Source organism: Amycolatopsis xylanica (assembly GCF_900107045.1).
Classification (GTDB): domain Bacteria; phylum Actinomycetota; class Actinomycetes; order Mycobacteriales; family Pseudonocardiaceae; genus Amycolatopsis; species Amycolatopsis xylanica.
The window spans coordinates 1,103,314-1,125,492 of the sequence record NZ_FNON01000002.1 but is presented as its reverse complement, the minus strand read 5'-3'; the positions used below and the strand labels follow the sequence as shown (position 1 = coordinate 1,125,492).

Genomic DNA, 22,179 nt, shown 5'->3' with positions numbered 1-22,179 from the left:
GGAGTAGCCCGTGGTCGTGAGCAGGATCGATGAACGCTCGGTACGGTGTTCGGCATGAGTTTGGAAAAGCCCATCGTGGACCGCCCCGAAGGCAACCCGCCCGCGGCGCTCGAAACCACCGACATCACGGTCGGCGACGGTCAGGAAGCCAAGGCGGGCAACGCCGTCTCGGTGCACTACGTCGGCGTCTCCTTCTCCACCGGCGAGGAGTTCGACTCCTCGTGGAGCCGTGGCGAACCGCTGAACTTCGGCCTCGGCAGCGGCCAGGTCATCCCCGGCTGGGACCAGGGCGTCGACGGCATGAAGGTCGGCGGCAGGCGCAAGCTGGTCATCCCGCCGCACCTGGCCTACGGCGACCGTGGCGCGGGCGGCGTCATCAAGCCCGGCGAGACGCTGGTCTTCGTCGTGGACCTGGTGGGCGTGAACTAGCTCCGACAAAAGCCGAACGGCGGGCACCCCTGGGTGCCCGCCGTTTCTATTTGACCGCGGCGATGACCGGCGCGGGCGGATTCTGGACCGGCGGTGGCGGTGCGGCCTCACCCGAGGAGAAGACGGTGATGGCCAGCACCACGGTGGCCAGCATCAGCACGCCCACCGTGGAGAGCAGCGGCGCGACGATCGGCTTCACCAGGTCGAGGACATGCCGCATGATCCGCGCCAGCACGAGCGCGATGACCACCAGCGCGACCACCAGGCCGGTCAGCAACCCTGACCCGAGCGACTGTGTCGACATTTCGGCTTGCGAAGCTGACAGGTTCATGGCGCGCCCCTCTGCCTTCAAAGTTCACCAGTTTGGTAAAGTTTTCTCCTCGTGGTGTAGTCCGGTGCAATGAGGGTACGATGCCACAGATCTCCAGGTCAACGCCCATTTTCAGGTTTTCGTTTGCCAACAGGGAATCCGAGTGGTTGGATGCCATCACTTCACCGCCTGGGTGAACTTCGGTGAACAGTGAGGAAGCCAGCGTGGACCTGCCCGCCCGTCTGCTCGAACTTCGCACAGCCGCCGGGCTGAAGCAGAAGGCGATCGCGGACGCGCTCGGGGTCGGCGTCTCCATTGTCTCCTCATGGGAGAACGGCAAGAAGACGCCCAGCGAGCGGCGGGTCACGGACTACGCGCGCTTCTTCGCGGGTGAGGAACACACCGAGTTCGAGAGCCTCCGCCGTGAACTGCTGCAGCTGCACGCCACCGCGACCGGCCGCCACCCGGAAGACCTCGACCGGCTCCCCGACCTGTGGCGATTCCCCGACGGCGGCCCGGTCCGCATCATCTGCGGTGAACTCCCGGACGACGAGAAGACCGAGTACGCGGATCCGGCCAACGCCAACTTCATGCGGCTGTCCGCCTACGCGGACCTCGACGCGATGGTCGAGCTGTTCAGCCACATCCGGGCGCTCAATCCGCACTCGGACGTGCAGCACAAGCTGGCCGCCGAGCCGGATGACCTGCAAGCCCATCTCGTGCTGCTCGGCGGAGCCGCGTTGAACGACACGACCAGGGACGTCGTGCGCCAGGCCGACTTCCCCGTCTCCCAGGTCCCGGCGAACGACCAGATCCCCAACGGCGAATGGTTCCAGATCCCCGGCGGCGAACGCGTCGACGCGGTGTTCGCCGACGAGCATCGGTCCGAGGTGGTCGAGGACGTCGGCCTGTTCATCCGCTTGCCCAATCCGAACAACGTCGCCCGCACGCTCACCATCTGCGGCGGCGTGATGACCAGGGGCGTGTTCGGCGCGGTCCGCTGCTTCACCGACGCGGCCGTCGGCGACCGCAACACGGACTACGCGAAGAGCCGCTTCGGGTCGATCGAGAACTTCGGCCTGCTGATGCGGGTGCCGGTGATCGGCGCCGTGCCCGCGACCCCGGACCTGCACAATCCCGATTCCCGACTCTACGAATGGACTGCCGGGGAATGACCACGGCACTCGTTCCAGCGAGGTGCTCCCACCGAGAGTTGCTGAGCCCGGTGCCATTCGGACACGCGGCGCCGGACGCGATCGTCGTTTCCGCGACCAGGCAGGCGGCCGCGCTGCGAGAAACCGCCGAGGTCGCGGCCAAGCTCGGTTCGCTCGTCGTCGTGCTGTGCAGCCGGTCCGCGACCGCGGCAGGCTTCGGCGATCTCGCCGCCCGAATCCCGAACCTGCGCTGGCTGGCCATCGACTTGCCCGCCGGGTACGGGCATCCGCTGTTCGACTTCGCGACCTCGCGGATCGACGAGGCGAAGGCGGCCAGGCTCGGCGACCTCAGCATGAAACGCAATCTCGGCCTCGTGCTGGCGAAACTGGCAGGCTGGCGACGGCTGATGTTCCTCGATGACGACATCACCGGCCTCGTGCCCGCTCAGCTGCGGCGGGCCGCCGCCGGGCTCGGATCACTCGACATGATCGGTCTCGAGGTCCGCGACTTCCCCGACAACTCGGTGGTCTGCCACGCGAACCGGATGGCAGGCGCCAAGCAGGACACTTTCGTCAGCGGCTCGGCGCTCTTGGTCGACAGCGACCGCGCCGACGCCTTCTTCCCCGACATCTACAACGAGGACTGGCTGTTCCTGTTTCCGAGCGTCCAGCGGCGTCGCGTCGGCCGGACCGGCTCGGTGCGGCAACTCCCCTACGACCCGTTCGCGCGGCCGTCGCGGGCCGTCGGCGAGGAGTTCGGCGACGTGTTCGCCGAAGGACTTATGGAACTAGCCCACAGCTTGCTTCCTCAGGAGACGGCCGGGACTCCAGAATTCTGGGACCGTTTTCTCGACGGACGCCGAAGGCTCATCGCCGAGGCCGCCGACGGCATCGCCTGCGGCGACCCCACGATCACCGCGCTCGAAGCGGCCATCGCGCTCGAAGCGGCGGAAGCCAGGCGTGCGTCGATCCACGCACGCGCGCTCTCCAAATATCTGCATACCTGGCACGAGGACCTCGCCGTCTGGCGATCCCGACTGGGGGACTTGTGCGCCACCTCACTCACCGCCGCCTTAGACTCCCTCGATCTCAGTGCGGTCGGGGAGACTCGCGAGAGGAAGACCCATGGCCGTTTACGAGGCCGTACAGATCGACAGCAGCGCGACGGTCGCGCCAACCGCAGAAATCGGCGTCCCCTACCGGCGCCTGCAGGTCGGTGAGTGGGACCGGCTCAACCGGAAGACGACGATCGGCGCCCGCTGCGACATCGGCCCGTTCTGCGTCGTGGTGGAGGAGTCGCAGATCGGCGACGACTCGATCCTGGACACCTTCTGCCATCTCGAAGGCGGCGTCACGCTGGGCAAGAACGTCCTGCTCACACACCGTGCGTCGGTCGGCGCGAAGGCCAAGATCGGTGACGGGTCGATCATCGGCTGCTCGCTGGTCTGCGAGCGCAGCGTCGTCGGCGCGAACTGCCGGGTCTTCGGCGATCTGATCCACCGCCAGCTCGACCCGACGCTGCCGTGGGACGCCCCCGAGGCCGAAGAGACCTCGCCTTGTCTCGAGGACGACGTCTTCGTCGGGTGGGGCGCGACCCTCATCGGCGGCATCAACGTCGGCACCGGCGCCTACGTCTGCGCGGGCGCGACCGTCAGCAAGGACGTCCCAGCGCATCACATCGTCACCGGTCAGAACGAGATCATCAGTCCTGCCAAGTGGCGCGGCGCGCTGGCGAAGTCCGCTTTCTTCCCTCGCGACTAGCGAAGCTCAGGCAGTCTGGGGGTATGGCCGACCTCTTCGCCTCGCTCTTCGCCCCGGAAACCAGGGCCGATCCGTACCCGATGTACCGGCAGGTCCGCGCACGCGGCGAAGTCCTCGTCCTGAACGACAACTTCATCGTCGTCAGCGGGCACGACGAGGCGACGTCGGTGCTGCGCGATCCCGCGTTCGGTCATCCGGAGCGGGAGGTGCTGCCCGATCCTGACGAGAACGAGCCGGTGGACGCCGATGGCAAGGTGATCCGGTCGTTCCTCGGGCTCAATCCGCCGGATCACACGCGGTTGCGGCGGCTGGTGTCCAAGGCGTTCACCCCGCGGACCATCGAGCGGCTGGCTCCGCGTATCGAGACGCTCGCGCATGAGCTGGTCGAGGCCGCGAAGGAAAAAGGTGAGGCCGATCTCATGACCGAGATCGCCAAGCCGCTGCCGGTGATCGTGATCAGTGAGCTGCTCGGGGTCCCGCTCGCCGACCGGGACCGGTTCGCCGCCTGGTCGAACGCCATGGCGCGGGCGCTGGACCCGGCGTTCCTCGTGCCGGAGGACGTGCTGCGGGAGGCGGTGCGGGCCAGGCGTGAGTTCGTCGCGTACTTCCGGGAGCTGGCCGGGGAGCGACGGCGCAGGCCGACCGAGGATCTGCTGTCCGATCTGGTCGCTGTCTCCGACTCCGGCGACAGCCTCAGCGAGGGCGAGCTGGTGATCACGGTGATGCTGTTGCTCATCGCCGGCCATGAGACGACGACCAACCTGATCGGCAACGGGGTGCTGGCCTTGTTGGACCATCCGGAGCAACTGCACGCGCTGACGGCCGAGCGTTCGCTAGCAGCGCAAACCGTCGAAGAGGTGCTCCGGTACGACTCGCCCGTCCAGTTGACCATGCGGACCGCGCTGGCGCCGACGTCCATCGGGGACGTGCCGGTCGGCCAGGGCGCCGAGGCGATCATCCTGATCGGGGCGGCCAACCGGGACCCGCGTTCGCACGAGGACCCGGACCGTTTCGACGTGAAGCGGCCGCCGGGCAGGCATCTGGCGTTCGGCCAGGGCATTCACTTCTGTCTCGGCGCGCCACTCGCCCGTTTGGAAGCGAAGACGCTGCTACTCGCCCTAACCGAACGAGCGCATTCGTTCCACCAGTCGGCCCTGCCGACCTGGTCACCGACCGTGACTTTGCGTGGACCGGCGAGTCTGCCGCTGTCCTTCAAGTGAGCCGAGTCATACCCGAGCAACAAGAAAGGCCCCTTGGCGTCTAACACCAAGGGGCCTTGCTGGTGGGCGAGGGGGGAGTTGAACCCCCACGTCCTTTCGGACACACGGACCTGAACCGTGCGCGTCTGCCATTCCGCCACTCGCCCGAGTGACTTTCCGGTGGAGCGAAGCAAGCTTAGCAGTCGGTTGGAGCGGGTTTCACCGGGGGCCGTGTAGGTGGGCCCCGGCCCGGATAGGATCGAAGGGAAGCGAAGACATGAAGGAGGCTTGTCCAGGTGGGCCGGGTTGAGAAGTTCGATCGGCGACTCGAGCACCTGGTCGGTAACACCTTCGCGCGGATGTTCGGTGGCAACGTCGTCACGCAGGAAGTGGCGGTGGCGCTTGAGCGGGAAAGTGAGGACAACGTTCGTGAGCTGGCCGGCGGTCGTCTGCTCGCCCCCAACCACTACATCGTGGCGCTGGGGCAGGCCGACCATGATCGGATGGCCGGAGACGAACAGCGGGTCACGAAAGTTCTCGCACAGGCGGTCTCGGAACATCTCGCAGAGCACGGTTGGGACACCTATGGTGACGTCGTAGTCTCGCTCGAGCGCAACGAGGCGCTGCATACTGGACAGTTCAAGACCCGCTCGTCCGTCGATCCCGACGTCAAACCGCAAGACGCCGGCCGTTCTGGACGGTCAGCACCACCCAGCAACGCAGGAGACCCAGCAATGAGCCAGCCCGGTGGCTACGGCCAATATGACCAGGGAGACCCGTACGGCCAGCAGGGCCAGTACGGCTATGGACAGCAGCAGGGCGGTCAGCAGCCCGGCTACGACCAGGGCTATGGCCAGCAGCAGGGTGGCCAGCCGGGTTATGACCAGGGTTACGGTCAGCAGCCCGGTTATGACCAGTACGGACAGCAGCCCGCACAGGGCGGCTACGACCAGGGCGGCTACGGCCAGCAGCAGCCCGGCTATGACCAGGGTTACGGTCAGCCCCCGGCACAGGGTGGCTACGACCAGGGTGGCTACGGCCAGCCCGCGCAGCCCGGTTACGACCAGTACGGTCAGCCCCCGGCACAGGGCGGTTACGACCAGGGTGGCTACGGCCAACCCGCGCAGCCTGGCTACGACCAGTACGGCCAGCAGCCCGCACAGGGCGGTTACGACCAGGGTGGCTACGGCCAGCCTGACCCGTACGGCCAGCCGCAGGGCGGCTACGCCCAGCAGAGCTACGCCCCGCCTTCACCGCCTGCCGGAAACCGCGCGCTCGCGGCGAGCCTGCAGCTCGATGACGGGTCGAACCGGACATACTCCCTGAAGCAGGGCGGCAACGTGGTCGGCCGTGGTCAGGACGCCGACTTCCGGCTCCCGGACACGGGTGTCTCGCGTCGTCACCTCGAGATCACCTGGGACGGCCAGTCGGCGACGCTCGCCGACATCGGCTCGACCAACGGCACCACGGTGAACGGCACTCCGGTGCAGACCTGGCAGCTCGCCGACGGCGACGTCATCAGGGTCGGTCACTCGTCGCTGGTCTTCCGCACACAGGGCTGATTTCAGGAGGTTCGAGCCGTTCCCGCACAATTGCGTTGCGGGGGGACCTGCGACGCATATCGTGTCGCAGGTTGGCGTGGAAGAGTCGGGAGCGGACACAACACGTGCCAGAGCTTGTCGTTCAACTGACCAGGGCAGGGTTTCTCGTGCTGCTCTGGCTGTTCGTGTTCGCCGCGCTCCGAGTCGTCCGCTCGGACCTGTACGCGGCCTCCGGGCTACGCGTCGCGATCCCATCGTTCGGGCGGAAGAAGAAGGCGGAGAAGAGACCACGTGGCGGGAAGTCGCCGCAGCAGCTCATCGTGACGCATGGCGCCTTGTCAGGGACCCGGATCGCGCTCGACGGCAGGCCGATCCTGATCGGCAGGGCCGACGACTCGACGCTGGTGCTCGACGACGACTACGCGTCCACCCGCCACGCCAGGATCTCCCTGCGTGGTGAGGACTGGTATGTGGAAGATCTGGGCTCGACGAACGGCACCTACCTCGACCGGGCTAAGGTCACTGCACCCCTCCGAGTCCCACTCGGCGTCCCCATCCGAATCGGCAAGACGGTGATCGAGCTTCGCCCATGACTCTCGTACTCCGCTACGCGGCCCGCAGCGACCGTGGCCTGGTTCGTTCCAGCAACCAGGACTCGGTGTACGCGGGTCCGCGCCTGCTCGCACTCGCCGACGGCATGGGCGGTCACGCCGCCGGTGAAGTCGCCAGCAAGGTCGTCATCGCCTCACTCGCGCCGCTCGACGACGACGAGCCGGGCGATGACCTGCTCGCCCAGCTCCGTGAAGCCGTCGGCAACGGCAACGGGGCCATCGCCGAGCTCGTCTCGCAGGACCCCGACCTGGAAGGCATGGGGACCACGCTCACCGCGGTGCTGTTCTCCGGCTCCCGGCTCGGCATGGTCCACGTCGGTGACTCGCGCGCCTATCTGCTGCGCAACGGCCAGTTCTCGCAGATCACCCGTGACGACAGTTTCGTCAACGAGCTGCTGGAGCAGGGCCGGATCACGCCGGAGGAGGCCGCGGTCCACCCGCAGCGCTCGCTGCTGCTCAAGGCGCTCACCGGGCACGAGGTCGAGCCGACGCTCACCGTGCGCGAGGCGCGGGCGGGCGACCGCTACCTGATCTGTTCCGACGGCCTGTCCGGCATGGTCAGCGACGAGACGCTGGCCGACGCGATGCTCATCCGCGACCCGCAGGACTGCGCGGACCGGATGATCGAGCTCGCGCTGCGCGGCGGCGGCACCGACAACGTCACGGTGATCATCGCCGACGTGGTCGACGTCGACTTCGGCGATGATCACCCGATCGTGGGTGGCGCGGCCGGTGACGGCAGCGACGAACGCCCGCAGGCGGACTCGCCGGCGGCCAGGGCCCGCGCGCTCACGCAGCCGCCGCCCCAGCCCCGCCCGGAGCTCCCGCAGCCGCAAGAGGACCCGAAGGCCAAACGCCGGAAGCGATTTCGCTGGCTGGTAGGCGGCATCGTGGTGCTCATCGTGCTCGCGGCCGCCGCGATCACCACCCGGTACTTCGTGCTCAGCCAGTACTACGTCGGTGAAGGCGCCAACGACGAGGTCGTCATCTTCCGCGGCGTGCCCGGCAGCATCCTCGGCATCGACCTGCAGACCCAGGAGCAGGGTTCGTGCCAGATCCAGGCGTGTGAGCCGCTGCGGCTGTCCAGCCTGCAGGAGGACGCGCGGGTCGCGATCAAGAACGGCGTCAAGAAGGACAGCCTCGACGAGGCCCGCCGCTACATCGACGACTTCCTGCGCTCCAACAAGGTGCTCACCCCACCACCTTGCCCGTCCACGTCGCCGACGCCGACGCCCTCGTCTTCCGCACAGCAGCCGAGCGGCACCCCGACGACCACTCCTTCGGCCCCGTCCGGCACGGAACAGCCGAGGAGGGACTGCCAGGCGACCTCATCGACATCCGTGTCGCCAGGAGGCGGTAACTGATGGGTCCGCAACTGGCAGACCCGGCAGCGGGGGCGTTCACCACCAATCCTCAGCGTGAACTCCCGACGAGGCGAGGCACCGAACTGGTGTTGCTCGCCTTCGCGGCGTTCATCGTCACGATCGCCTTCGTGCTGGTCGAGGCCAATCAGGACCACCAGCTCACGGCCGCCGTGTTCTGGTACGGGATCTCGTACCTGACCGTCTTCGGTGTCGCGCATGCCGCGGTCCGCCGCTGGGCGCCGTACGCGGATCCGCTGATCCTGCCGTGCGTCGCGCTGCTCAACGGCATGGGCCTGGTGATGATCTACCGGATCGACCTGGCCTCGGCCGAGCGCGCGATCCAGAACGGCAAGGCGTTCTCGCCGGACGCGCCCAAGCAGATCCTGTGGACGGTCATCGCGCTGGCGTTGTTCCTCGCCGTGCTGATCATCGTCAAGGACCACCGCACGCTGACCCGCTACGGCTACACCGCCGGGCTGATCGGGGTCATCGCGCTGGCGCTGCCCGCCGTGCTGCCGAAGAGCCTTTCCGAGGTCAACGGCGCGAAGGTGTGGATCAAGCTCGGCTTCATGTCGATCCAGCCAGGTGAATTCGCGAAGATCCTGCTGATGGTGTTCTTCGCCGCGTTCCTGGTGTCCAAACGCGACTTGTTCCTGGTGGCGGGCCGGAAGTTCCTCGGTGTCGAACTGCCTCGCGCCCGTGACCTCGGCCCGATCCTGATCGCGGCAGGCGTCTGCATCGGTGTGCTGGTGTTCGAAAAGGACCTCGGCACCTCGCTGCTGTTCTTCGGTGTCGTGCTGGTGATGCTCTACGTCGCCACCGAGCGCGTGATCTGGGTCGTGCTGGGCGTCAGCATGTTCATGGCGGGCTGCGTCATCGCCTACAACCTGTTCACGCACGTCCAGCAGCGCGTCGCCAACTGGATGGACCCGCTCGCCACCTACGACGACCCCGGCGGCGGCTACCAGATCGCGCAGGGCCTCTTCGGGCTCGGCACCGGTGGCGTCGGCGGCACCGGGCTCGGTGCGGGACGGCCGGACATGGTCCCCGAGGCGAGCACCGACTTCATCACCGCGGCGATCGGCGAGGAGCTCGGCTTCATCGGCCTCGCCGCGATCCTGATGGTCTACCTGCTGCTCGCGATGCGCGGCATGCGCAGCGCGCTGGCCGTCCGCGACACCTTCGGCAAGCTGCTCGGCGGCGGGCTCTCGTTCGCCATCGTGATGCAGATCTTCGTGGTGGTTGGCGGGGTCACCAAGCTGATCCCGATGACGGGCATCACCGCGCCGTTCCTCTCGCGAGGCGGCTCCTCGCTGCTGGCGAACTACGTACTCGTGGCACTGCTGCTGCGGATCTCCGACGCCGCGCGCAGGCCGGCGTCGCGGCCCAAGCCCCAGCAGCCCCAGGCTCCGCTGGCCGAGGCACACACGGTGATGGTGGAGCGACCCAAGTGAACACACCTCTGCGCAAGGTAGGCGTCGCCATGCTGGTCATGGTGGTCCTGCTGCTGGGCAACGCCACCTACATCCAGGTCGTGAAGGCCGACGACTACCGCACCGACTCCCGCAACGCGCGCGTGCTGCTCGACGAGTACGCCCGCCAGCGCGGCCAGATCGTCGCGCAGGTCGGCGGCAAGATCGTCGCGGGCGTCACCGAGTCGAACGACAAGTTCCGCTTCACCCGCACCTACGTCGACGGCCCGATGTACGCGCCGGTCACCGGCTACTACTCGGTGCGCTACGGCGCTGGCGGCATGGAGCGGGCCGAGGACGACATCCTCAACGGCTCCGACCCGCGGCTGTTCGTGCGGCGGCTCTCGGACATGATCACCGGCCGCGACCCGCGTGGTGGCAACGTCCGGCTGACCATCGACCCTGCCGTCCAGCAGGCCGCGTACGAGCTGATGATGAAGAAGGGCTACACCGGCTCGGTCGTCGCGATGGAGCCGAAGACCGGCCGCATCCTCGCGATGGTCTCGACCCCGTCGTACGACCCGAACAAGCTGGCTTCGCACGACGGCAAGGCGCAGGAGCAGGCCTGGACCGCCTACTCCAACGACCCGAAGAAGCCGATGCTGAACCGCGCGATCCAGGAGATCTACCCGCCTGGGTCGACGTTCAAGCTGGTCACCGCCGCCGCCGCGCTCGAAGACGGCAACGGCCCCGACACCCCGATCAACTCGGCGCCGAACGTGCAGCTCCCGCAGACGCAGACCACGCTGGAGAACTACGGCGGCGCCGCGTGCGCGGGCACCACGTTCAAGGACGCGCTCGCGCACTCGTGCAACGTCCCGTTCGCGGAGTTCGCCGGCAAGCTCGGCAAGGAGAAGCTGAACAAGGTCGCGGTCAACTTCGGCATCGGGCAGACCGACCTGGCGATCCCGACCAAGGTCGCCACCTCGACACTCGGCAAGCTCGAGTCGCAGGCCGCGCTCTACCAGAGCGGCATCGGCCAGCGTGACGTCCTGCTGAGCCCGCTGCAGGACTGCCTGCTGTCGGCCACCATCGCCAACGGCGGCATGGCCATGAAGCCGCAGCTCGTGCAGGCGCTGCTGGCGCCGGACACGTCGACGCTGCAGGACATCAACCCGACCGAGCTGACCGGCACCCCGGCGCTGAGCAGCTCGAACGCGAACATCCTTCGCGACATGATGATCGCGTCGGAAGGCTTCACCAAGGGCGGCGGCAAGCGCGACGACATCCAGATCGCGTCGAAGACGGGCACCGCCGAGCACGGCAACGACCCGAAGAACACCCCGCCGCACGCCTGGTACACCGGGTTCGCGCCCGCCAACGACCCGCAGATCGCGGTCGCGGTCATCGTCGAGTCCGGCGGCAACCGCGGCCTGGAGGCGACCGGTGGCACGGTCGCCGCCGAGATCGGCCGCGCGGCGATCAACGCGAAGCTCGGGGGTGGATAGCGGATGCTGTCCACGGGTCAACTGCTCGCCGAGCGCTACAAGCTGACGCACCGGATCGCCGTCGGCGGGATGGGCGAGGTCTGGCAGGCCAGTGACACCCGGCTGGACCGCACCGTCGCGGTGAAGGTGCTGAAGGCGGAGCTGTCCGGGGACGCCGAGTTCCTGCACCGGTTCCGCACGGAGGCCAGGATGACGGCTTCGCTGAACCATCCGGGTATCGCGGCCGTACACGACTATGGCGAGACCGTCGCCGACGAGCTGTCGATCGCGTACCTGGTGATGGAGCTCGTCGAGGGCGATCCGCTCGCCGGGATTCTCGCGAAACAGGGCCGCATCACCGCGGACGCGACGCTGGACATCCTGGAGCAGGCAGGCAACGCGCTGCAGGCGGCGCACGAGCAGGGCCTGGTGCACCGCGACATCAAGCCTGGCAACATCCTGGTCACCAAGAACGGGCAGGTGAAGATCACCGACTTCGGCATCGCCAAGGCCGCCGACGCCGCGCCGGTGACCCGATCCGGCATGGTCATGGGCACCGCCCACTACATCGCGCCGGAGCAGGCGCTCGGCCACGGCGCGGAGCCCGCGAGCGACGTCTACTCGCTGGCGGTCTGCGGCTGGGAATGCCTGACCGGGCATCGGCCGTTCCTGTCGGAGAACGCGGTGACCGTCGCGATGATGCACATCCGCGACATCCCGCCGCCGCTGCCGCCGGACGTCCCGCCGCATGCGCGGGCCGTCATCGAAGCCACGCTCGTGAAGGACCCGAGGCAGCGGTACAACAACGGCGGCGAGTTCGCGGCCGCCATCGCCGCGGTCAAGGCCGGGCACCCGTTGCCGGTTCCCCAGCAGATGCTGAACTCGGGTTACGCACCAGTGCCGTTGCACAACCCGATGGCCCCGATCGGGCCGCCGTCGCATCCCGCGCTGATGCCGGTTCCGCCACCCGGCGTTCTGCCACAGCGGAGACGGAATCACACCGGGCTGTGGGTAGCGCTGGTGGTGGTCGTCGTCTTGATCGTGACGGCCGCGGTGCTGGTGATCGTGCAGGTGGCAGGCGGCGGAAGCAAACCACCGGCGAATGAACAACCGGACGTGCGGCCGACCGGGTCGGCCTATGAACCCACACAGCCGGCTGAAGGCCCTCAGGGCATGATGAGCACACCTTGGACGGAATGGAACGGCACGCAGAAATGAGCACACCAAGACTGCTCAGCAACCGGTACGAACTGGGCGACACGCTCGGCTACGGCGGTATGTCCGAGGTACACCACGGTCATGACGTGCGGCTGGGCCGCGAAGTGGCGATCAAGATCCTGCGCGCCGACCTGGCGCGCGACCCGCAGTTCCAGGAACGCTTCCGCCGCGAGGCCCAGAACGCGGCCGCGCTCAACCACCCGGCGATCGTCGCCGTCTACGACACCGGCGAGGCGAACACCGAGTTCGGCCCGCTGCCGTACATCGTCATGGAGTACGTCGAAGGCCGGACGCTGCGTGACATCGTCAAGACCGAGGGCCCGATGTCGCAGAAGCGGGCCATGGAGGTCATGGCCGACGTCTGCGCGGCGCTGGACTTCTCGCACCGCCACAGCATCGTCCACCGTGACGTGAAGCCGGCCAACGTGATGATCACGAAGAACGGCGCGGTCAAGGTGATGGACTTCGGCATCGCCCGCGCGATGCACGACGGCCAGTCCGCCATGACCCAGACCGCGGCCGTGATCGGCACCGCCCAGTACCTCTCCCCCGAGCAGGCACGCGGCGAGCAGGTCGACGCCCGCTCGGACGTCTACGCCGCCGGCTGTGTGCTCTACGAACTCGTCACCGGCGAGCCGCCGTTCACCGGCGACTCCCCCGTCGCGGTCGCCTACCAGCACGTTCGTGAAGACCCGAAGCCCCCGTCCTCGGTGAACCCCGCGGTTTCGCCGGAGCTCGACGCGGTCGTGCTGAAGGCACTCTCGAAGGGCCCGGCCAACCGGTACCAGTCGTCGGCGGAAATGCGTTCGGACCTGGTCCGCACTTTGTCGGGTCAGCGCCCGTCCGCGCCGATGGTGATGTCCGAGGACGAGCGCACCCAGGTCATGGACTCGGACCGCCGCCAGTCGCAGCGCTACGACGACTTCGCCGCGGCCATGGACGAGGAGGACCCGCGCGCGAAGCGCCGCCGGCGGACGATCATCGCGGTCGTGGCCGGCATCCTCGTCGCCGGAGCGGCACTGCTGATCATGTGGCTGATGGGTGCGTTCAAGGAGACGACCACCGAAGCACAGGTGCCCAACGTCGTCGGGATGACCGAAGCCGAAGCGGGCTCTCAGCTGCGCAGTGCCGGTTTCGTCTACGAGAAGATCCCGATCCCCTGCGGCGTGCAGAACACCGGCAAGATCAACTGCACCAACGAGCAGATCAACAAGGTCCTCGCGGTCGACCCGTCGGCGGGCGCCAAGGTGCCGACCACCACGAAGATCAAGCTGACCGTCGGCGTCAACCCCGGCAAGGTGCAGGTCCCGGATCTCGTCGGCAAGACCCGCACCGAGGCCGAAACCGCGCTTGCTCCGCAGGGCTTGACCCTGAACCCGGCCGTCGAAGAGGTCGACGTCGACGACGACAAGCAGGCGGGCAAGGTCCAGGAACAGAACCCGTCCGGCGGCTCGACGGTCGATCAGGGCACCCAGGTGACCATCAAGATCGGCAAGACCAAGGAACAGAAGACGGTCACCGACTACACGGGCAAGACCTTCGCCGAGGCCAAGGCCGGCCTCACCGCCGCGGGCTTCACCGTCCAGCGCAAGGACGTCGACTCCGACAAGCCGAAGGACCAGGTCGTCTCGCAGAAGCCGAACGGCGGCAGCGTGGCGGTCGGCACCCAGATCGTGCTCGAGGTGTCCAACGGCTCGCAGACCCAGTTCAAGATGCCGAACCTGGTCGGGATGACCGAGGACCAGATGAACGCCGAATTGGCGAAGCTCCGGAGCTCCGGCTGGGGCGGCAAGATCATTCAGAAGTCCAAGGGCACCTTCAACCCGACCGATGTCGGCACCGTCGCATCGACCGACCCGTCCGCCGGCGCGACGCTCACGCAGAAGCAGGACGTCACGGTGACGGTGTACTCCAACAACGGTGGTCAAACCACCACGCCGACGAAAACCGGGTTCCCCGGCGTTCCCTGATCGGCGATGAACGAAAGGCCCCGCGAGTCTCACTCGCGGGGCCTTTGTCGTTGTTAAGCCTTCTCGGCTCTCATGCTGAGTGAGACCGAGTCGATCTCTCTTCGGTGGCCGAGCCAGTCGAAGACCGACGTGCACAGGGTCGCGACCGAGCCGCTGTTCACGACTACCTCGATCGAGTCTTCGTCCATCGTGACGCCGGGACGGAGGTCGTCCTCGCCGCGCAGCCATCCGGCGAGATGGAGGAGTTCGTGACCGGAGCCGGTCAAGCTGATCACCACGGTTCCAGACACCACAGGTCCTCCTCGCGCAGGATGCAATTTGCAGATTGCAGCTTACGCCCGGCGGTGGACCAGGACTCCGACCACACCGGCACTGGCCACCAGGGTGATCACCGACGCCGCGAAGCCGATCAGCACCGGGCCAGGACCTGGTGGAACGTCGGCCGCGAGCGCGCGGAGCATCGGGTTCACGATCGGCAGCCAGTGGGTCAGCATGACGACGATGAGCGTGATGATTGCCGCCACGAGCGTCCAGCCGATCCTGCCGATCAGCAGCCGTGAACAGGGCAGGCCGATCGCGATGCCCGCGCACGCGCAGGCGAGGTGTGCGAGCGCGCCGAGTCCCAGGTGCGCGACGGAAACATCGCCGAGGTGACTGGCGAACGCCCAGCTCTCGGAGATCACGGTGAGCGCCGCAGCGCAGAGGAGCACGGTCAGGACCGCGCCGGCCAGCACCGGCGCGAGCTTTCTGGCGTGGCTCAAGGTGATCAGGCGCTGGACGGGGTCTTCGACGTCGATGAGCGCGATGGTCAGCCAGCACGAGACGACCAGCAGCGCGCCCGCGCTCACCGCGAACTCGGGCAGCACCGGGGCTTTGCGCTCGGTGTACTGCAGGCCGAGCACGCCGAGCAGCAGGATCGAAGCGGGAAGGTAGCGCTGGGAATGGCCCAGCAGAGCCAAGTTGTACCGCGCGACCGCTAACACCGGATCACCTCTTGGACCGACCAGCCGTCGTTCAGCGCGGCCAGCAACATCGCGTCGGAACCGGCCGCGTCGACGACCTTTTCGACGCGCTCGCCGTTCGGGCCCGTCAGCACGATGCGGACCGACGCTTGGCGCCTGCTCTCGGTGGTGAGCTTGCCGTCGACGATCAGGTGGACGTCGTCGGCGTGCTCGTGCACGACGTCGGGGCGGTGGTCGGTGAAGACCACGCTCGCGCCGCGTGCCTTGGTCTCTTCGACGATCTCGCCGAGCACGGTGTGCGCCTCGACGTCCAGGCCGGACCATGGCTCGTCCAGGATGAGCAGGTCAGGCTGGGCCAGGATCGCTTGCACCAGGCCGACTTTCTGGGCGTTGCCCTTGGACAGCCTGCGCAGCTGCGTGCCCTTGCCGCCGACCAGCGCGAGCCGGTCGAGCAGGTCGTCCACAATGGACAGATCGGCGATACCGTGAATCCGGCCCATGTGCCGCAGATACGCCCGCGCGCTCATCCGCTGCGCGGCGGGGAACCGATCGGGCAGGTAGCCGACCACGGGACGGCCCTCGATCGTGCCCGCGCTCGGCCGCGAGACGCCGGCCATGATCCGGAGCAGCGTCGACTTGCCGGAGCCGTTCGAACCGCGGATGCCGACGATGCGGCCGCGGCCGATCTCGAGGTCGACCCCGTCGAGAACGGGCCTACCCCGTACGTAACTCTTGCTGACCCCCAGCAGAGAAATCACGCAACAGCGGCCTTCTGCAGCGCCTTGGTCGCGGCCTCCAGCGTGTCCACAGTGGACGCGGGGACCGGGTGGCCCGCCGAGGCCATCCAGTTCGCCAGCATCCGGTGGCCGCCCTCGGTGAGCACCGACTCGGGGTGGAACTGGACGCCTTCGAGCGGCAGCTCGCGGTGCCGCATGCCCATGACCACGCCGGATTCGGTCCGGCCGGTGACCTCGAACACGTCGGGGATGGTCTCCGGCAGCACGGTCAGCGAGTGATAGCGGGTGGCGGTGAACTCTTCCGGCAGCCCGGCGAGGACGCCGCGGCCGACGTGGCGCACCTGGCTCGTCTTGCCGTGCAGCAGCTCGGGCGCGCGGTCCACGGTGGCGCCGAAGACCACGCCGAGCGCCTGGTGACCGAGGCAGACACCGAGCATCGGGACCTTCGCCTCGGCGCACTTGCGGATGACATCCATGCTCTGACCAGCGCGTTCCGGGGTGCCGGGGCCCGGCGAGACGAGCACGCCGTCGAACTCGGTGATCTTGTCGACGTCGACGACATCGTTGCGCCAGACCGTGCAGTCAGCGCCGAGCTGGGCCAGATATTGGACCAGGTTGTAGACGAAGCTGTCGTAGTTGTCGACCACCAGAACGCGCATAAGGCGAGCTTACCGGGTTCCGGATCGTGGACCGTGCGCTTTATCACCATGAAAGTTAGGACGGCCTAACTTACGTTGGAGTGTGTGACCCGATCTCTTCGTGTAGCCATCGTGGGCGCCGGTCCCGCCGGCATCTACGCAGCCGACATCCTGGACAAATCCGACGCCGACGTGACGATTGACCTGTTCGAGCGCATGCCCGCGCCGTTCGGGTTGATCCGCTACGGGGTCGCGCCCGACCACCCGCGCATCAAGGGCATCGTCACCGCGCTGCACAAGGTGCTCGACCGGCCGAACATCCGGCTGCTCGGCAACGTCGACTACGGCACCGACCTCAAGCTCGACGACCTGCGTGAGTTCTACGACGCGGTCATCTTCTCGACCGGCGCCTCGTCCGACCGCGCGCTCGACCTGCCCGGCATCGACCTCGACGGCAGCCACGGCGCGGCCGACTTCGTGTCCTGGTACGACGGTCACCCCGACGTGCCGCGCACCTGGCCGCTGACCGCGACCAGCGTCGCCGTGCTCGGCGTCGGCAACGTGGCGCTCGACGTCGCGCGCATCCTCGCGAAGACCGCGGACGAGCTGCTGAGCACCGACATCCCGCAGAACGTCTACGACGGACTCAAGGCCAGCCCGGTCACCGACGTGCACGTCTTCGGCCGCCGCGGCCCGGCGCAGGCCAAGTTCACTCCGCTGGAGCTGCGCGAGCTCGACCACTCGCCCAACGTCGAGGTGATCGTGCACGCCGAGGACATGGAGTTCGACGAGGGCAGCATCGCGGCGCTGCGTGCGTCCAAGCAGGTCGACATGATCGTGAAGACGCTGCAGGACTGGGCGATCCGCGATCAGGGCGACCGGCCGAAGCGCCTGCACCTGCACTTCTTCCACTCGCCGGCCGAGGTGCTCGGCGAGGACGGCAAGGTCGTCGGCCTGCGCACCGAGCGCACGGAGTACACCGGCGACGGCAACGTTCGCGGCACCGGCGAGTTCCACGACTGGGACGTCCAGGCCGTCTACCGCGCCGTCGGCTATCTGTCGTCGCACCTGCCGGAGATCCCGTTCGACCACACCTCCGGGACCGTGCCGAACCAGGCGGGCCGGGTGCTCGACCTCGACGAGAACCAGCTGCCCGGCGTCTACGTCACCGGCTGGATCAAGCGTGGCCCGATCGGCCTCATCGGCCACACGAAGGGCGACGCGCTGGAGACCATCACCAGCCTGCTCGCGGACGTCGACACGCTCGCCGCGCCCGCGCGGCCGGAGCCTTCGGCGGTGCTGGACTTCCTCGCCGACCGCGGCATCCCGTTCACCACCTGGGAGGGCTGGGGCAAGCTCGACGCGCACGAGAAGTCGCTCGGCGAGCCGCAGGGCCGCGAACGCGTCAAGGTCGTCGAGCGCGACGAGATGCTGCGGGTTTCACGAGCCTAAATAGGTCAGCACCGCGAGGACTCGGCGGTTGGTGTCGTCCGAGGCGCTGATGCCGAGTTTCGCGAAGATGTTCGCCGTGTGCTTGGCGACCGCGCCTTCGCTGAAGAACAGCCTCGACGCGATCGCCGCGTTGGAGCAGCCTTCGGCCATGAGCCCGAGCACCTCGCGCTCACGCGGGGTCAGTGAGGCCAGCGGGTCGGTGCTGTTGCCCGCGACCAGTTTCGCAATGACCTCGGGGTCCATCACCGTGCCGCCGTCCGCGACCCGGCGGACGGCGTCGATGAACTGGTCGGCGTTGAAGACGCGGTCCTTGAGCAGGTAGCCGATCGCGCCGGTGCCGTCGGCGAGCAGCTCGCGCGCGTAGAGCTGCTCGACGTGCTGGGAGAGCACGAGGATCGGCAACGCGGGGATCTCGCGGCGGACGGCGAGCGCGACCTGCAGGCCCTCGTCGGTGTTGGTGGGCGGCATGCGGACGTCGACGATCGAGATGTCCGGACGGTGTTCCAGCAGCGCCGCGTGCAGTTCGGGGCCGGTGGCGACGGCCGCGACGACGTCGAAGCCGTGCGCGGTCAGCAGATGGGTCAGTCCGTCTCGGAGCAGGTACTGGTCTTCGGCGATGACGGTTCGAGCTGACACGGAATCTCCAGGGTCACCGCGGTGGGGCCGCCCGGCGGGCTGTCGACGGTCAACTTACCGTCGAAGGCACCCAGCCGACGCTCGATTCCGCGTAGTCCCGAGCCGCGCACGGGATTCGCGCCGCCGCGGCCGGAGTCCGTCACCACGACGACCAGCCTGCCGCGTTCGAAGCCGAGCGAGACCGTGGCGCGCTCGGCCTGGCCGTGCTTGACGGCGTTGCCCAGCAGCTCACTGACCGCGAAATAGGCGCAAGCCTCCACCGGCGGCTCGATGCGTCCTGGCAGGTCGACGCTCACTTCGACCCGCAGCGGGCTGTCCAGCGCCAGCGCGCGCACGGCGTCGCCGAGGCCGCGCTCGGTCAGCACCGGCGGGTGCACTCCGCGGACCAGATCCCGCAGCTCGGTCAGCGTGTCCGAGGAGTTCCGCCGCAGCTCAGCGGCCATTTCTTTGGCCTTCTCCGGGTCACGGTCGATCAGCGCCTCCAGCGCGCCGAGCTTCATCCCCATGGCGACGAGCCGCGATTGGACGCCGTCGTGCAGGTCGCGTTCGATCCGGCGCAGCTCGGCGGCCTGGGCGGCGCTGGCGTCGGTACGGGTGCGCTCCAGGCGTTCGACCCGCAACGCGAGCCGGGACGCCTCCGTCGGCCCGAGCAGCAGCCGTGCGAAGCGGGCGACCGCACGCGCCAGCCACGGCGGCGAGCAGGCGAAACCGATGCCGGTGAGCACGAACGGCAACACGATCCGCGCCCAGACCGGGAAGTCCGGGTCGAACGGCGGCCACCAGGCCGCGGCGACGAACCCGAACGGCAGGACCAGCGCCGCCAGCGAGACCAGCGGTATCAGCACGCCCGCCGCGAGATCACGCCAGGTCGCCCTGTCGCGCTGCACCCAGACCATGCGGTTGACCAGCGCGGGCCACCACGGCGACTCGTAGAGCTGCTTTCCCAGCTGGTACAGCCCATCCGGGCGGGCGACGGGGAACCGTGGCTCCGGCAGATACGGGACCTCGATCTCGACGCCGCTCCACTTGCTCGTGGCGTCTCGGAGCATGTTGACGAACTTGCGGTACGCCACCGTCGTACCGGCCCCGATCGGCGTGATGATCGTGCAGAGCACGCACAGCCCGAACAGGAACTGAAGCGTCGAGACGGCTAAGAAGCCCATCAGGTGTCCAAAGGCTTCTCCGTGCTTATTAAGCCAGCGCAGCCCTTGGAACGTGGGAGTACGGCTGAGCCGACCATGCAGCCAACGCCCATATGACCGCACCGCGATCGGACCAGCGAAGACCGTCACCAGCGGCAGGAGCAGGCCGACCACCGGGTTCAGCACCAGCCACATGCCGTCGCGGAACGTGGCCGGGTCCTCGAAAACCCACTCGATCCGCCGGTTCACCCAGACCCATTTCGGTTTCCGGTAGAGCGAATTGCCGTCGCGGTACCAGCCGTCGGCCTCGCGTTCCGGCTCCGGCGGCTCGGCCCGATACGGCGCTGGCAGCTCGACCCCGGTCAGCTCGGTCGCGACGTGGCGCATCCGGTTCACGTAGCGGCGGCACCACTCGACGACCGGTGGGGCGAACCAGATGAGCACGCCCGAGCAGATGAAGACCAACGCGACCAGCGTGCCCAGTAGCGGAAGCAGGCCCACGATCGCGAGCCCGGCCAGCACGAAGCTGCGCCGGAGTGCGATCAGGTAGCGGGTCACCGCTGAATTCTTGCCCGGCGGACCCGGCGAGCGCAGTAGGCGCAGGTTCAGAGTCGGGGTGGGCCTAGGTCCACCCCCGTCGGGGAGACAAGCGGATTCCGAGGGAAACGCCTGGTCAATAGCGTTTTCGGCATGCCAATCGTCGAAGTCAAGAACCTCCGCAAGAGCTACCCGGGCACCGTCGCTGTCGATGACGTCTCGTTCCACGTGGAACCAGGCGAAATCTTCGGGATCCTCGGCACGAACGGTGCAGGCAAGACGACGACCGTCGAATGCCTGCTCGGCCTCCGCCACCCCGACGCCGGGTCGATCTCCGCGCCCGCCAAGGAGAAAATCGGCGCCCAGCTGCAGGAAGCCAAGCTGCCAGAGAAGCTCAAGGTCCGCGAAGCACTTGAGCTGTACGCATCGTTTTATCGACAACCCGCCGATCCCGTGGCCTTGCTGGACCAGCTCGGCCTCACTGAGCTCGCCGAGCGGAAGTTCGGCAAGCTCTCCGGCGGCCAGAAGCAGCGCGTGTCGATCGCGCTGGCACTCGTCGGTGATCCCGAGATCGCGGTGCTCGACGAGCTCACCACCGGACTGGACCCGCACGCCCGCCGCGACATCTGGAAGGTCATCGAGGCCGTGCGCGAGCGCGGCGTGACGATCCTGCTGGTCAGCCACTTCATGGACGAGGCGCAGCGCCTCTGCGACCGCGTGGCCGTCTTCGACAACGGCCGCGTCGTCGCCACCGACACCCCGGCAGGCCTGATGACCGCCGCCGGCACCGCCAACTTGGACGACGCGTTCGTCGCACTGACCGGGAGGAACTGACCATGTCCGCGCTCACCAAACTCACCGCCACCGAAGCGAAGCTGGCGCTGCGCGCGCCGTTCTTCACTGCGTTCGGCCTGTTGTTCCCCGCCGTGCTACTGCTCGCGATCGGCGCGATACCGGGCATGCGCGCGGTGGAGAACGGCCGCCGGTTCATCGACGGCTGGGCGCCGTCGATGATCGTGGTCGCGCTCGCCATGCTGGGCCTGCAGGCGATCCCGGCCGCCGTCGCGACCTACCGCGAAACCGGGGTACTGCGCCGGATGGCGACAACTCCCGTGCATCCGGCGAACCTGCTCGTCGCGCAGCTCTTGGTGCACGTGACGACCGCGCTGCTCGGGATCGGCCTGCTGATCGTGGCCGGTGCGGCCGTCTTCGGCATCCCCGGCCCGCGTCATCCGCTCAGCTTCCTGCTCGCGCTGGTGCTCGGCACGGTTTCGGTGTTCAGCCTGGGACTGCTCTCGGCCGCGCTCGCGAAGACGGCCAAGACCGCGAGCGGGATCGCGATGCTCGCGTTCATCCCGATCATGTTCTTCGGCGGGGTCTACGTGCCGAGGCAGTTCCTGCCGGAGGTCATCCAGCGCATCGGCGCGTATCTGCCGCCGGGTATCCAGGCGCTCGAAGAGTCGTGGACCGGCGCCGGCGCGCAGCCACTCCAGCTGGTGGTGCTGGCGGGTGCGGCCATCGGGACCGCGGCACTCGCCGCGAAGGTCTTCCGCTGGGAGTAATGAAATCCGCCAAAGTGGTGATGATCATCGTTTTCTCTTGTGGGTGTGCCAGCCACC

At 68.0% G+C, this 22,179-nt stretch carries 22 protein-coding genes and 1 tRNA gene; 15 read left to right on the top strand and 8 right to left on the bottom strand.

Annotated features, from left to right (window positions below):
• Nucleotides 1–54: 54 nt before the first annotated feature.
• Nucleotides 55–429 carry an FKBP-type peptidyl-prolyl cis-trans isomerase gene (locus BLV57_RS13160; RefSeq protein ID WP_091289125.1) on the top strand — a complete coding sequence of 125 codons (375 nt, stop codon included), beginning with the start codon at nt 55–57 and terminating at the stop codon, nt 427–429.
• A 46-nt stretch (nt 430–475) separates the two neighbouring features.
• Here the strand turns inward: BLV57_RS13160 and BLV57_RS13155 are convergent, their stop codons facing one another.
• A complete protein-coding gene (locus BLV57_RS13155) occupies nt 476–760 on the bottom strand; it encodes a hypothetical protein (protein WP_143047046.1) in 285 nt (94 codons plus the stop codon).
• Nucleotides 761–942: 182 nt separating this feature from the next.
• Here BLV57_RS13155 and BLV57_RS13150 point away from each other — a divergent pair, with 182 nt between their 5' ends.
• The 4 genes from BLV57_RS13150 to BLV57_RS13135 are packed head-to-tail and all read left to right on the top strand — an operon-like array spanning nt 943 to nt 4,874.
• The gene (locus tag BLV57_RS13150; RefSeq protein WP_091288908.1) at nt 943–1,914 is read left to right on the top strand and encodes a helix-turn-helix domain-containing protein; all 972 of its coding nucleotides are present in this window, start codon (nt 943–945) and stop codon (nt 1,912–1,914) included.
• A gap of 50 nt (nt 1,915–1,964) precedes the next feature.
• Entirely contained in the window at nt 1,965–3,113 is a 1,149-nt protein-coding gene (locus tag BLV57_RS13145; RefSeq protein ID WP_143047045.1) for a hypothetical protein, read from the top strand.
• A complete protein-coding gene (locus tag BLV57_RS13140) occupies nt 3,019–3,654 on the top strand; it encodes a hypothetical protein (protein ID WP_091288906.1) in 636 nt (211 codons plus the stop codon). The genes BLV57_RS13145 and BLV57_RS13140 overlap by 95 nt, the downstream gene beginning before the upstream one ends.
• 23 nt (nt 3,655–3,677) lie before the next feature.
• Entirely contained in the window at nt 3,678–4,874 is a 1,197-nt protein-coding gene (locus BLV57_RS13135; protein ID WP_091288905.1) for a cytochrome P450, read from the top strand.
• 60 nt (nt 4,875–4,934) lie between these two features.
• Here BLV57_RS13135 and BLV57_RS13130 read toward each other — a convergent pair.
• Nucleotides 4,935–5,020: transfer RNA gene (locus BLV57_RS13130), tRNA-Leu, on the bottom strand.
• A gap of 129 nt (nt 5,021–5,149) precedes the next feature.
• Here BLV57_RS13130 and BLV57_RS13125 point away from each other — a divergent pair.
• The 7 genes from BLV57_RS13125 (at nt 5,150) to pknB (ending at nt 14,456) form a co-directional block, all read left to right on the top strand.
• The gene (locus BLV57_RS13125) at nt 5,150–6,415 is read left to right on the top strand and encodes an FHA domain-containing protein (RefSeq protein ID WP_091288904.1); all 1,266 of its coding nucleotides are present in this window, start codon (nt 5,150–5,152) and stop codon (nt 6,413–6,415) included.
• 104 nt (nt 6,416–6,519) lie between these two features.
• Nucleotides 6,520–6,987 (top strand): FHA domain-containing protein FhaB/FipA, encoded by a 468-nt coding sequence (locus tag BLV57_RS13120; RefSeq protein ID WP_091288903.1) that lies wholly within the window; start codon nt 6,520–6,522, stop codon nt 6,985–6,987.
• A complete protein-coding gene (locus tag BLV57_RS13115) occupies nt 6,984–8,369 on the top strand; it encodes a PP2C family protein-serine/threonine phosphatase (protein WP_091288902.1) in 1,386 nt (461 codons plus the stop codon). The genes BLV57_RS13120 and BLV57_RS13115 overlap by 4 nt, the downstream gene beginning before the upstream one ends.
• The gene (locus BLV57_RS13110; protein ID WP_091288901.1) at nt 8,369–9,823 is read left to right on the top strand and encodes an FtsW/RodA/SpoVE family cell cycle protein; all 1,455 of its coding nucleotides are present in this window, start codon (nt 8,369–8,371) and stop codon (nt 9,821–9,823) included. The genes BLV57_RS13115 and BLV57_RS13110 overlap by 1 nt, the downstream gene beginning before the upstream one ends.
• A complete protein-coding gene (locus tag BLV57_RS13105) occupies nt 9,820–11,289 on the top strand; it encodes a peptidoglycan D,D-transpeptidase FtsI family protein (protein ID WP_091288900.1) in 1,470 nt (489 codons plus the stop codon). The genes BLV57_RS13110 and BLV57_RS13105 overlap by 4 nt, the downstream gene beginning before the upstream one ends.
• A gap of 3 nt (nt 11,290–11,292) precedes the next feature.
• On the top strand, nt 11,293–12,486 hold the full coding sequence (locus tag BLV57_RS13100; RefSeq protein ID WP_091288899.1) for a serine/threonine-protein kinase: 1,194 nt from the start codon (nt 11,293–11,295) through the stop codon (nt 12,484–12,486).
• Nucleotides 12,483–14,456 (top strand): Stk1 family PASTA domain-containing Ser/Thr kinase, encoded by a 1,974-nt coding sequence (gene pknB / locus BLV57_RS13095; RefSeq protein ID WP_091288898.1) that lies wholly within the window; start codon nt 12,483–12,485, stop codon nt 14,454–14,456. The genes BLV57_RS13100 and pknB overlap by 4 nt, the downstream gene beginning before the upstream one ends.
• 53 nt (nt 14,457–14,509) lie before the next feature.
• Here pknB and BLV57_RS13090 read toward each other — a convergent pair whose 3' ends face one another.
• From BLV57_RS13090 to BLV57_RS13075, 4 genes are read right to left on the bottom strand one after another with little or no spacing between them, the layout of a single operon-like run.
• The gene (locus BLV57_RS13090; RefSeq protein WP_143047044.1) at nt 14,510–14,746 is read right to left on the bottom strand and encodes an effector-associated constant component EACC1; all 237 of its coding nucleotides are present in this window, start codon (nt 14,744–14,746) and stop codon (nt 14,510–14,512) included.
• A gap of 42 nt (nt 14,747–14,788) precedes the next feature.
• The gene (locus BLV57_RS13085; RefSeq protein WP_091288896.1) at nt 14,789–15,439 is read right to left on the bottom strand and encodes a hypothetical protein; all 651 of its coding nucleotides are present in this window, start codon (nt 15,437–15,439) and stop codon (nt 14,789–14,791) included.
• Nucleotides 15,433–16,176, bottom strand: a complete 744-nt coding sequence (locus tag BLV57_RS13080) for an ABC transporter ATP-binding protein (RefSeq protein WP_091288895.1) — start codon at nt 16,174–16,176, stop codon at nt 15,433–15,435. The genes BLV57_RS13085 and BLV57_RS13080 overlap by 7 nt, the downstream gene beginning before the upstream one ends.
• Nucleotides 16,173–16,814, bottom strand: a complete 642-nt coding sequence (locus BLV57_RS13075) for an aminodeoxychorismate/anthranilate synthase component II (protein ID WP_091288894.1) — start codon at nt 16,812–16,814, stop codon at nt 16,173–16,175. Before BLV57_RS13075 ends, BLV57_RS13080 begins: the two co-directional genes overlap by 4 nt.
• A 111-nt stretch (nt 16,815–16,925) precedes the next feature.
• Between BLV57_RS13075 and BLV57_RS13070 the strand changes: the two genes are divergently transcribed.
• A complete protein-coding gene (locus BLV57_RS13070; RefSeq protein ID WP_091288893.1) occupies nt 16,926–18,245 on the top strand; it encodes an FAD-dependent oxidoreductase in 1,320 nt (439 codons plus the stop codon).
• On the opposite strand, the gene BLV57_RS13065 is transcribed toward BLV57_RS13070, so the two are convergent.
• Nucleotides 18,234–18,881, bottom strand: a complete 648-nt coding sequence (locus BLV57_RS13065) for a response regulator (protein WP_091288892.1) — start codon at nt 18,879–18,881, stop codon at nt 18,234–18,236. The two genes, BLV57_RS13070 and BLV57_RS13065, sit on opposite strands and share 12 nt — an antisense overlap.
• Nucleotides 18,827–20,581, bottom strand: a complete 1,755-nt coding sequence (locus BLV57_RS13060) for a sensor histidine kinase (protein WP_091288891.1) — start codon at nt 20,579–20,581, stop codon at nt 18,827–18,829. Before BLV57_RS13060 ends, BLV57_RS13065 begins: the two co-directional genes overlap by 55 nt.
• 132 nt (nt 20,582–20,713) lie before the next feature.
• On the opposite strand from BLV57_RS13060, the gene BLV57_RS43235 reads away from it, so the two are divergent.
• A complete protein-coding gene (locus BLV57_RS43235) occupies nt 20,714–21,394 on the top strand; it encodes an ABC transporter ATP-binding protein (protein ID WP_176968585.1) in 681 nt (226 codons plus the stop codon).
• 2 nt (nt 21,395–21,396) lie between these two features.
• Entirely contained in the window at nt 21,397–22,122 is a 726-nt protein-coding gene (locus BLV57_RS43230; RefSeq protein WP_176968584.1) for an ABC transporter permease, read from the top strand.
• The last annotated feature ends 57 nt before the right edge of the window (nt 22,123–22,179 follow it).

Excerpts from the sequence above, each read along its gene's own strand:
- BLV57_RS13115 (WP_091288902.1), top strand. The coding sequence starts at position 6,984 with ATGACTCTCGTACTCCGCTACGCGGCCCGCAGCGACCGTGGCCTGGTT.
- BLV57_RS13140 (WP_091288906.1), top strand. The coding sequence starts at position 3,019 with ATGGCCGTTTACGAGGCCGTACAGATCGACAGCAGCGCGACGGTCGCG.
- BLV57_RS13110 (WP_091288901.1), top strand. The coding sequence starts at position 8,369 with ATGGGTCCGCAACTGGCAGACCCGGCAGCGGGGGCGTTCACCACCAAT.
- pknB (WP_091288898.1), top strand. The coding sequence starts at position 12,483 with ATGAGCACACCAAGACTGCTCAGCAACCGGTACGAACTGGGCGACACG.
- BLV57_RS13155 (WP_143047046.1), bottom strand. The coding sequence starts at position 760 with ATGAACCTGTCAGCTTCGCAAGCCGAAATGTCGACACAGTCGCTCGGG.
- BLV57_RS43235 (WP_176968585.1), top strand. The coding sequence starts at position 20,714 with ATGCCAATCGTCGAAGTCAAGAACCTCCGCAAGAGCTACCCGGGCACC.
- BLV57_RS43230 (WP_176968584.1), top strand. The coding sequence starts at position 21,397 with ATGTCCGCGCTCACCAAACTCACCGCCACCGAAGCGAAGCTGGCGCTG.
- BLV57_RS13075 (WP_091288894.1), bottom strand. The coding sequence starts at position 16,814 with ATGCGCGTTCTGGTGGTCGACAACTACGACAGCTTCGTCTACAACCTG.
- BLV57_RS13135 (WP_091288905.1), top strand. The coding sequence starts at position 3,678 with ATGGCCGACCTCTTCGCCTCGCTCTTCGCCCCGGAAACCAGGGCCGAT.
- BLV57_RS13100 (WP_091288899.1), top strand. The coding sequence starts at position 11,293 with ATGCTGTCCACGGGTCAACTGCTCGCCGAGCGCTACAAGCTGACGCAC.
- BLV57_RS13160 (WP_091289125.1), top strand. The coding sequence starts at position 55 with ATGAGTTTGGAAAAGCCCATCGTGGACCGCCCCGAAGGCAACCCGCCC.